This is a genomic window from Brooklawnia sp. (assembly GCF_049651565.1).
Classification (GTDB): Bacteria; Actinomycetota; Actinomycetes; order Propionibacteriales; family Propionibacteriaceae; genus Brooklawnia.
The window spans coordinates 1-9,189 of sequence record NZ_JBASCI010000173.1 but is presented as its reverse complement, the minus strand read 5'-3'; the positions used below and the strand labels follow the sequence as shown (position 1 = coordinate 9,189).

The 9,189-nt window shown below is 68.0% G+C and carries 8 protein-coding genes; 2 read left to right on the top strand and 6 right to left on the bottom strand.

Annotated elements, in window-relative coordinates; translation table 11 throughout:
• Window positions 1-113 precede the first annotated feature (113 nt).
• Both WBL05_RS08010 and istA read right to left on the bottom strand, forming a co-directional pair.
• A complete protein-coding gene (locus WBL05_RS08010) occupies window positions 114-866 on the bottom strand; it encodes an ATP-binding protein (protein ID WP_424225055.1) in 753 nt (250 codons plus the stop codon).
• Entirely contained in the window at window positions 863-2,422 is a 1,560-nt protein-coding gene (gene istA / locus WBL05_RS08005; protein ID WP_424225053.1) for an IS21 family transposase, read from the bottom strand. The genes WBL05_RS08010 and istA overlap by 4 nt, the downstream gene beginning before the upstream one ends.
• A gap of 236 nt (window positions 2,423-2,658) precedes the next feature.
• Here istA and WBL05_RS08000 point away from each other — a divergent pair, with 236 nt between their 5' ends.
• Window positions 2,659-2,892: a hypothetical protein gene (locus WBL05_RS08000; RefSeq protein WP_424225052.1), complete on the top strand. Its 234-nt coding sequence runs from the start codon at window positions 2,659-2,661 to the stop codon at window positions 2,890-2,892.
• The gene (locus tag WBL05_RS07995) at window positions 2,889-3,905 is read left to right on the top strand and encodes a hypothetical protein (protein ID WP_424225051.1); all 1,017 of its coding nucleotides are present in this window, start codon (window positions 2,889-2,891) and stop codon (window positions 3,903-3,905) included. The genes WBL05_RS08000 and WBL05_RS07995 overlap by 4 nt, the downstream gene beginning before the upstream one ends.
• Here WBL05_RS07995 and WBL05_RS07990 read toward each other — a convergent pair.
• The 4 genes from WBL05_RS07990 to dnaA all read right to left on the bottom strand — a co-directional run bounded on the left by WBL05_RS07990 (window position 3,896) and on the right by dnaA (window position 8,785).
• On the bottom strand, window positions 3,896-4,504 hold the full coding sequence (locus WBL05_RS07990; RefSeq protein WP_424225050.1) for a DUF721 domain-containing protein: 609 nt from the start codon (window positions 4,502-4,504) through the stop codon (window positions 3,896-3,898). The two genes, WBL05_RS07995 and WBL05_RS07990, sit on opposite strands and share 10 nt — an antisense overlap.
• The gene (gene recF, locus WBL05_RS07985) at window positions 4,488-5,651 is read right to left on the bottom strand and encodes a DNA replication/repair protein RecF (protein WP_424225048.1); all 1,164 of its coding nucleotides are present in this window, start codon (window positions 5,649-5,651) and stop codon (window positions 4,488-4,490) included. The genes WBL05_RS07990 and recF overlap by 17 nt, the downstream gene beginning before the upstream one ends.
• 81 nt (window positions 5,652-5,732) lie before the next feature.
• The gene (dnaN, locus tag WBL05_RS07980) at window positions 5,733-6,893 is read right to left on the bottom strand and encodes a DNA polymerase III subunit beta (RefSeq protein WP_424225047.1); all 1,161 of its coding nucleotides are present in this window, start codon (window positions 6,891-6,893) and stop codon (window positions 5,733-5,735) included.
• Between the two features lie 434 nt (window positions 6,894-7,327).
• Window positions 7,328-8,785, bottom strand: coding sequence for a chromosomal replication initiator protein DnaA (dnaA, locus tag WBL05_RS07975; protein ID WP_424225046.1), 1,458 nt, complete (start codon window positions 8,783-8,785; stop codon window positions 7,328-7,330).
• Between the last annotated feature and the right edge of the window lie 404 nt (window positions 8,786-9,189).

Sequence of the window (9,189 nt, the reverse complement as noted above, 5' to 3'; positions counted from 1 at the left end):
GTGAGTATTTGACGGCTTGAGCGCCGGGGGTTCGTGTGGCTGGGCGCCGGGGTTGGTGCGGTTGAGCGCCAGCGATGGCGTGGGTGGGGGCCACTGCTGGCGCTCATTCGCGGTCAGGCCTGCGAGGCGGTGTGTTCTCGCATGTTGTAGGTGCCGGTTTCGATCCAGATGGTGTTGTGGACGATTCGGTCGATGATGGCGTCGGCGTGGACTCCGGCGCCGAGGCGGGTGTGCCAGTCCTTCTGTTGGTATTGGGTGCAGAAGACGGTGGAGGTTTCGCCGTAGCGGCGTTCCATCAGTTCCAGCAGCATGCCGCGCATGGATTCGGTGGGCCGGTCGAGCAGCCATTCATCGATCACCAGGACGGTGAAGGCGGCGTATTTGCGCAGGAACTTGCCGGCTCCGCCGGGTTGTTCCTGGGCTGCGGTCCAGGCTTCTTCGAGGTCGGGCATCCGGATGTAGTGGGCGCGGATCCGGTGTTCGCAGGCCCGTTTGGCCAGGGCGCATCCCAGGTAGGATTTTCCGGAGCCGGTGAAGCCTTGGAAGACCACGTTCTGCTGCCGGGTCACGAATGAGCAGGCGCCCAGGTTGGCCAGCACGCCGCGGTCGAGGCCGCGTTGTTCGACCAGGTCGATGCGGCGCAGGTCGGCGTTGGGGTAGCGCAGCCCGGCCCGCCGGATCAGCCCGGTCACTTTCTGGTGGGTGAACGCCGAGTAGGCCTCATCGACCGCCAGCCGGAGTCGTTCCTCGAACGCCATCCCGACGGTCAGTAGCTGGTCCTGGGAGTCGATCGCGTGGATCAGTTCGGCGGCGTTCATCTCGCGCAGCTTGCGTTTGGTCTCGACGTCCAGCAACGAGGCGCTCATCGGGTGCCTCCTGCGTAGTAGTCGCTGCCGCGGACGTAGCCGCCGCTGTCGCCGTCGTCGGCATCTGCCGCCGGGTGGGGGCCGGTCTTGTCCTGGCCGGTGTCCAGGATCGGCCGCAGGTGGGCGTAGCGGACCCGCCGGATCGGGCTGCGTAACGCCAGCTGGCAGGCCGCCTCCAGCCGGGCCGGCGAGAACCTGCGGGTCAGTCGCAGCACCGCCAGGGCCGGGTCGTAGCCCTGCTCCTCGACCGGCACCGACTCGAAGACCCGGTCGATCACCGTGACGGTGGCCGGTCCGACCCGGGCGGCCCAGGCGTCGATCCGTGCCCGGTCCCACTCCTGCCAGCCCCGGCCTTCGGGAAGGTCAGCGTCGTTGGTGCGGTATTGGTTGTGCCGGGTCGGCGGCACCAGCAGGTGGCTGGACAGCCGCTCGTCACCGCGATAGATCTCGATCATGGTCGAGGTGATCCGCAGGTCGACCTTCGCCCCGATATGGGCGAACGGCACCGAGTAGTAGTTCTTCGCCCAGACCACGTGGCCGTTGCGGCCAACCTTGCGGCCATAGACCCACTGGCTGACCTCGAACGGCGCCGCCGGCAGCGGCCCGAGCAGCGGCTGCTCCTCGGCCGCGAACACGCTGCTGCGAGATCCTTCCCGCTTCTGGAACGGTTCGGCGTTATACGCTTCGACCCGCTCACCGATACGCGCCTGCAAACCGGCCAGGGTGGTGAACGTCTCATGACGCAACCCGGCGATCACCCAGGTCGCCACCTGGGACACCGTGTTCTCCACCGACGGCTTGTCCTTCGGGTGCCGCACCCGGGTCGGCAACACCGCCGCCGAATAATGCCCCGCCAACTCGCGGTAGGCGTCATTGAGCACCACCTCCCCCTCACGCGGATGACCGATCACACCGGTCTTCAAGTTGTCCGGCACGATCCGGGGCACCGTACCGCCGAAGAACTCGAACATCGCCACGTGCGCCCGCAACCACGACTCCTGCCGCATGTCCAACGACGCGTGCACGAACCCATACCGGCTGAACGGCAAACACCCCACGAACAAATACACCTTCGACAACTCACCGGTCGTCGGGTCCAGCAGCTCCATCGTCGGCCCCAACCAATCGACCTCGACACTACGGGCCGCCTTGTGACCGACCCGAGACGAAGCCCCCAACACGTTGACGTAGTCGCCATACAACCGGCAGAACCGGTCATAACTCATCACCGGCTGCCCGCCGTCGGCCGCATCGACATACTCCTGATGCAACAACCGCAGCGTCACACCCACCTTGGCCAATTCCCTGTGCATCTGATCCCAATCAGGTTGGGCGAACACGCTCTCCCGGACCCCACGGCCCGGGAACAATCGCTCATAAACCTGCCCGTCGGTCATCACCCGGGCCTCCTCCCAGCCCAGCCCGACCCGGTCAGCGGCATCGATCACCGCCTGCACGCTATGCCTCGACATCTGCTGCCCGGCAGCGATCGCCCTGCCCGACAAGCCCTGCGAACGAAGCTGCAACACCAGCCTCGCCTTGATCCTGCGTACCATTACCGGTACTCCTTCCCGCCCACGTGGCCCTCACATAGGCGGGAAGGAGCCTAGAAGCAGATGGCGCCCAACCACACCAACCCCGGCCCTCAACTACACCAATCCCGGGCCAAGCCAGCGGCGCTCAACCGCACCAACCCCGGCCCCCAGTACCGCGAATACTCAGTCTGTGGAAGCTCGCCCCCGACGTCCTCGCCCGCATCGGGGAACTGCGCGCGCCGAACGGCGAGGTCAGGATGCTGGTCAACCTGCAACGGGCCATCGACGCCGGCGCTCGGGTGGGGTACGTGGAATGTGCCGACTGGATCCACCTCGGGGGCACCCTGCCCAGCCCGGAGGAGAACGTGAACACCGTAGTGGAAAGGCTGGTCGCCCGCGCGGAATCCCCTGAGGCCGACGGGTACGGCTATGTCCAGCTCCTTCCTGTGGTCGCCCGCGCGGAATCCCCAGAGGGCAGGTCGGGATCATGACCGCGCAGGACAGCAGACCGGTCGCCGTCCACACCCCGTTGCGGATACCGTTCGCCGGCGGCCTCACCGACGTCAGGGCCTACGCCCACCGATTCGGCGGGGCCACCGTCAGCTCCACCATCGATCTGGGCATCAACGTCCGGATCGGCCCCAGCCCGACCGGCCGCTACGAGGTGTCGTCGGTGCTCGGCACCGAGGCCGCCGACCGCCAGGCCGACATCGGCAACGAACTGGTGCGGGAGGCGTTGCGCTCGGTCGGCCACCGGGGGCCACCGTTGGCCATCGACATCCGCGCCGACGTGGTCGACCACAGCGGACTCGGCTCGTCCGGGGCCACCACTGTCGCCCTGCTGCATGCGCTGCGCGCCCGGCGCGGCGAGCAGCCGGACGCGGTGGCCCTGGCGCGGGAGGCGTCCCACATCGAGGTGGACGTGCTGGGCGGCGCGTCCGGCTACCACGACGCCAACGTGTGCGCTCGTGGCGGCCTGCTGCTGATCGCGTACCGGGGTGCCGAGGCGGTGGCCCACCGCATTGAACTGCCGGCCGGGTTCCGCGCCCGGTTGGAGCGGTCGCTGCTGCTGTTCACCACCGGACGCGCCACCAATCACACCCGGCAGTCGTTGCAGCAGCTCAGCACCGGCATCGCCGAGGCGTTGGGCGTGCTGCACCAGGTGAAGGACCTCGCCCACCGCACGGCAGCCGCCCTGCGCGCCGGCGACCTGCCGGGGGTTGCCCAATGCATCGGCGAGCAGCAGCGCCTCAAGCAACTGCTGCCAGGCCGGTTCGTGGACGAGTTCGTGCGTGATGTCACCGCCCGGGTGGCGGCGGTTGGGGCGGCCGCGCAGTTCCCGGGCGGCAAGATCGGCGCCTACCTGCTGGTGTGCTGCCCCGATGACCAGCAGGACGCCGTCCGCCGGGCGCTTCCTGGGTTGGTGGAGATGCCGCCGCTCCGGCTCACCGAGCGGGGCAGCCGGGCGTTTGGTGACGAGCGGTGGGTGGCCGGTCACCCGTAGGTGTCGCGCGGTCCCCGGCCGTCGCGCACCGACCGGATGCCGTGCTTCCAGCTCGGCGCAGCCGGTCCGCGGACCTCGATCCGCTGCACCGAGCCGTCCCCGAGTTCGGCGTTCAGTTTGGCCACCAGTTGCGGGGAGAGTTGCCGCAGCACGGTGGCCCAGGTGGTCGACTCGGCGCGCACCAGCAGCACCTTGTCGGTGAACCCGGCCGGTTGGCAGTGCTCGGCATTCACCGGACCGACGATCTGCGGCCAGCGGTCGAGCAGCCGGCGCATCCCGATCTGGGTCTGCCAGCCGCGGCGCACCACGTAGCTGCCCAGGACGTTGCCGAGCGGCTGTGGATCGCGGTCGTCGGGGCCCGGACCGGAGCGTTCCTCGTCGAACTCCGACCGCCACTTCTTGCGCCGGCGCGGCGTGGTGCCGCGCGGTGGCGGCAGGATGCCGGCGACGTCGTGGGCGATCCGGGTGGCGACCTCGACCCCCAGCGGGTCGTGGTCATCGGCGATCACCGGATCGGGAAAGATCATGGCCTGGTCGACCTCGTCCGCGGCCTCTGCTGTCTCGCGCCCGACGGGTGGGCGGTCATGATGCCTTGTCATCAGCGGCTCCCGGGTTCTGGTCGGGGATCTCGGGCGGGGTGATTGTGCCAGCATGCACCTCGAAGCGGACCCCCGCCAGCTGTTCGGGCACATCGCCGGGCACCGCCGCGGTGACCAGCACCTGTTCGGCCTGCCGGGCGGCCGCGGCCAGCCGTTCGCGGCGGGTGGCGTCCAGTTCGGAGAAGACGTCGTCCAGGATCAGCACCGCCTCGATGCCGTCGCTGCGCAACAGCTCGAACGCCCCGAGCCGCAGCGCCAGGGCCAGCGACCAGGATTCACCATGGCTGGCGTAACCGCGGGCCGGCAGCTCGCCGATCGACATCGCCAGGTCGTCGCGGTGCGGGCCGACCAGGGTGAGTCCCCGGGCGAGTTCGTCGCGGCGGCGCTCGGCCAGGGCGGCCGCGAACGCATCCCGCAACTCGCCGGGGTCGTCGGGCAACTCGAAACCAGACCGGTAGAACGCCTTGATCCGGTTGTTGACCGGGGCGATGGCGGCGTAGGCGGCGGCCGCCGGCTCCCGAAGTTCGGCGAGGGTGTCCAGCCGGGCCGACAGCAGTTCGCTGCCGAGCTCGACCAGTTGGGCGTCCCAGACCTCGATGGTGAACTCGAACTCGGCGTTTGGACGCGTCCCCAGCAGCGACTTCAGCAGTGCGTTGCGCTGACGGACCACCTTGTCGTAGTCCTGCTTGACGCCGAGCATTCGGGGCCAGCGGCTGATCACCAGGTCGTCCAGGAAGCCGCGGCGGGCCGCCGGGTCGCCCTTCACCACCGCCAGGTCCTCAGGTGAGAAGACCACGGTGCGGAGCGCGCCGAGCAGGTCGTGGGTGCGAGGCAGGGCCGCCCGGTTGATCCGGGCCCGGTTTGCCCGGCCAGGGTTGATCTCGAGTTCGAGCAGCAGCCGGCGCGGGTCGTCGCGTCCGGCGACCACCTCGGCACGGAGCACGGCCTGTTCGGTGCCGAACTGCACCAGCGGGGCGTCGGTGCTGACCCGGTGCGAGCCGAGCCGCGACAGGTACTCCACCGCCTCGACCAGGTTCGTCTTGCCCTGCCCGTTGGCGCCCTGGAAGATGGTCACCCCGGGGGCCAGCGAGATGTCGGCGGCGGCGTAGTTGCGGAACTGGTGCAACTCGAGCCGGGCGACGAACATGACCGTGAGCCTACCGGCGGCCGCCCCCAGGGGTGCTGGCGCGGTTGCGGCGAGACTGACTGCTCGTCGCGAGCCGGGCCCTCAGTTTGGCAGCCGCATCAGCATGATGACGTGCTTGTAGTCGTCGCTGGGCTCGCCGTCGATCTCGTCCAGACCCTGCACCAGGCACGGCTTGCCGGGCGCAGTGAACGAGAAGTGCACGTACGGGCTGTCGATCGCACCCAGGGCGTCGGTCAGGTAGTGCGGGTTGAACCCGGCCGCGGTGATCGCCAGTTCACCACCGGCCACGTTGTCGACCTGGGCGGCCACCGCCTCGGACGCCTGCGCCTGGTCACCAGAGGCCGCTTCCAGGGCCACCTGGTCGTCGGAGATCAGCATCCGCAGCGGGCTGTTGCGTTCGGCCACCAGCGAGACCCGGCGCACCGACGCGATGATCTCCTCGGTCTTGCAGCGAACCGCCACATTGGGCCGGATGTCCATCAGGTGCCGCACCTTGGGGAACTCGCCGCCGAGCAACCGGGTGGTCAACTGGCGGGTCGAACCGGCGCCAGCGCCCTCCAGGCCGATCAGACCCTCGCCGGCGTCGGTGCTGGCCAGTGCCAGGCTGACGGTCTCGCCGCCAGCCATCGAGCGGGCTGCCTCGCGCAGCACCCGGGCCGGCACCAGGGCTGCCCCCTCGGCGTTGCTGTTGGTGGGACGCCACGGCAGCTCGCGCAGCGCCATCCGGTACCGGTCGGTCGCCAGCAGCGACAGCCGCTCACCGTCCATCTCGAGCCGGACGCCGGTGAAGACCGGCAGCAGCTCGTCGCGTCCGGCCGCGACCTCGACCTGGCTGATCGCCTGGGCGAAGACGTCACAGTCGATGTCGCCAGTAGCGGTCGGCATCTCCGGCAGGGCCGGGTAGTCCGAGACCGGCAGCATCTGCAGTGTGAACCGGGCCGGTCCGCAAACCAGCTCGGCGCGGTTCGCGTCGCTGCTGAAGTCGACCGGACGGTTCGGCAGGCTGCGGGCGATGTCGGCGAGCAGCCGACCCGAAACCAGCGCCTCGCCCTCGTCAACCACCTCGGCGGCGACGTGCACCCGGGCGCTGGTCTCGTAGTCGAAGCTGCTCATGGTGACGCCCTCGGCGTCCGCCCTGATCAGCAGACCCGCCAGGATCGGGACGCTTGGCCGGCTGGGCAGGCTGCGGGCCGCCCAGATAACGGCTTCGGCCAGGACATCGCGTTCCATGCGAATCTTCACGGTGCAATCCTCACGTCATTGGGCCTGACTGCGAGCAGCCAAGTTCTCCGGGGGCATCATATCGACTTCCCGACCGGGCGGGTTCCAGGCTGGCCCGGCGTTGCAGTTGGGATTGTGGCTTATTCGATCCGGTTGGCGTGCCTGACCGATGATCGGGTCTTCCGACCCGCCGTCCCCAGCCTTACTTCGGCTGGTTTTGGTATGTAGTTGACTTCAGTAGCAGTAGTAACCGCTGTGGATTCTGTGTGAAACCCTCATAATCCCTCACCAGACCGGCTTCACCGGCTGTGTACTGGTTGTGCACCGACGGGGGGCGACCCGCCGCGGGCTGTGGAGGAATCCCGGCTGTGGAAGCCGGTCCACGAGACGTCCCCGACGGATGGGCAGGCGATCAACAGCTCCTGCGGGGTTTTCCACAGCAGCTGTGGGCAGGTTCAGCGGTTCTGCTTGATCCGGTTGGTGAGCTCGGTCACCTGGTTGTAGACACTGCGCCGCTCCCGCATCAACTGGCGGATCTTCCGGTCGGCGTGCATCACGGTGGTGTGGTCCTTGCCACCGAACTCCTCGCCTATCTTGGGCAGTGACAGGTCGGTCAGCTCCCGGCACAGGTACATGGCGGTCTGGCGTGCCGTCACCAGCGTCTGAGTCCGGGACGTGCCGACCAGGTCGTCGCGGTCGATGCCGAAGTAGTTGGCGGTTTCGGCGATGATCGCGGAAGCGGTCACCTCGGTCTCGACCCCCATCGGGATCAGGTCCTTCAGCACTACCTCGGCCAGGTTCAGGTCAACGTCCTGCCGATTGAGGGACGCGAACGCCGTCACGCGGATCAGCGCCCCTTCCAGCTCGCGGATGTTGGTCTTGATTCGGGAGGCGATGAACTCCAGCACCTCCGGCGGCACGGAGAGTTGTTCCGAGGAGGCCTTTCGCTTCAGGATCGCCTGCCTGGTCTCCAGGTCCGGCGGCTGCACGTCGGTGATCAGCCCCCACTCGAACCGGCTGCGCAGCCGCGGCTCGAGCAACTCCAGCGCCTTTGGTGCGCGGTCGGAGGTCATCACGATCTGCTTCTGGGCGTTGTGCAGGGTGTTGAAGGTGTGGAAGAACTCCTCCTGGGTCTGGATTTTCGACTCCAGGAACTGGATGTCGTCGATCAGCAGCACGTCGACGTCGCGGTAGGTGCGGCGGAACGCGTGCGTCCGGTTCTCGGAGATCGCGTTGATGAAGTCGTTGGTCAACTCCTCGGTGCTGACGTACTTGACCTGCGCGTTCTGGAAGTACTCCCGCACGTAGTGGCCGATGGCGTGCAGCAGGTGGGTCTTGCCCAGACCTGAGTCGCCGTAGATCATCAGCGGGTTGTAGGCCTTGCCGGGGTTCTCGGCCACCGCCGCGGCGGCGGCGTTCGCGAACCGGTTGGAGCCGCCGATGACGAAGTTGTCAAAGGTGTACTTGGGGTTCAGTCGGTCGCCATCGTTCCGGTCGCTACCGGGGATGACACGCTGAATGGCCGGTTCGCTCTCCACAGTCGCAAGTGTCGCGGACGTCACCGGCGGCGCGTCGCTGCGCCGGACCAGCTCGGTTGGCTCGATCGGTTCGACCGGTGGCTGGTCGGGGACGCCCAGGTCGAGCTCGAGGTCGGGCTGCACCGTGACGGCCAGCTGCATCGACCGGTTGAACGCGTCTGAAAGCGCCTCCTCGATGGCGCTGCGCTGGTGGGTCTCGATGCGGCCGCGGGCGTAGTCGCTGGGCACGGCGATCAACACCACCGACTCGTGCACCGTCAACGGCTGCGAGGACTTCAGCCAGGCCCGCGAACTGGCATCCGACTGCGCCAGAACCTGCTGCCAGGCCCGGGCCAGGGCTTGGTCGCGGGTCTTGTCGTCCGCCTGGTCCGGCACCTCACCACCCGCTTTCCGTTACTCGAGCCGTCCACGAACGCCGCTGCGACACCTCGAGCAGGGGTTGTCCACCTTGGCTGCGCCATTTCCACAGGCCTTTCCACATGGTCGCATGACACCGGACATCCCGTCGAACCGGGCTGTGGAAAACCTGCTTTGGCTGCCGTTCGTAGACGCTAGCTATCCGGGTTCGGACGCGCAAGCGAGTTCGAGCCAAATCCTAGCGGCCATCGGCGTGTCGACTGGACGCGGGGGTCTCCCCGTGGTTGCGCACCGCTTCATGTTGCCTCATGTCAAGATGCCCGCTTGGGTGGGGTCGTTGCCTCGTGGTTGGGTGCCCGCTTGGGTGTGCGGGGCATCTTGGTTTTGTTGAGGTAGACGTGGTTTCGTTTGGCTCGGGTTTG